The organism is Paenibacillus lemnae (assembly GCF_012933385.1).
Classification (GTDB): domain Bacteria; phylum Bacillota; class Bacilli; order Paenibacillales; family Paenibacillaceae; genus Paenibacillus_AQ; species Paenibacillus_AQ lemnae.
Genome location: NZ_JABBPN010000050.1, coordinates 1 through 519 on the forward strand (window position 1 = coordinate 1; position 519 = coordinate 519).

The 519-nt window shown below is 50.1% G+C and carries 2 rRNA genes; both read right to left on the reverse strand.

Going from position 1 to position 519, the window contains the following annotated elements:
* Positions 1-2: 2 nt before the first annotated feature.
* Positions 3-119, reverse strand: a 5S ribosomal RNA gene (rrf, locus tag HII30_RS21410).
* A 211-nt stretch (positions 120-330) separates the two neighbouring features.
* Positions 331-519 (reverse strand): 23S ribosomal RNA (locus HII30_RS21415); the annotation flags it as partial.

Here is a 519-nt window from a genome sequence, read left to right on the forward strand (position 1 = left end):
TCGCTTGGCGGCGTCCTACTCTCCCGGGACCCTTCGGTCCAAGTACCATCGGCGCTGGAAGGCTTAACGGTCGTGTTCGGGATGGGTACGCGTGGAACCCTTCCGCTATCGCCACCAAACATGATTTTTCGGAGCTTCGCTCCTTGAAATCGCTGCGAGAAAATATCAATCCATGATATCAACCACAGTTGCTTCAGATGTTTGATCACCTGAAAACTAGATACGAAACGAATGTGCGTGTTTAGAAATCTTCTCCGTAGTAGTCCCCAAAGTACTTGCTCCGATGCAAAGCGTAACGCTTCCGCAGCGAGTTTTCTTTCAGAAAACTTATAGGATAAGCCCTCGACCGATTAGTATTGGTCAGCTCCATGCATTACTGCACTTCCACCTCCAACCTATCTACCTCGTCGTCTTCAAGGGGTCTTACTAGTTGGGAAATCTCATCTTGAGGGGGGCTTCACGCTTAGATGCTTTCAGCGCTTATCCCTTCCGTACGTAGCTACCCAGCCATGCTCCTGG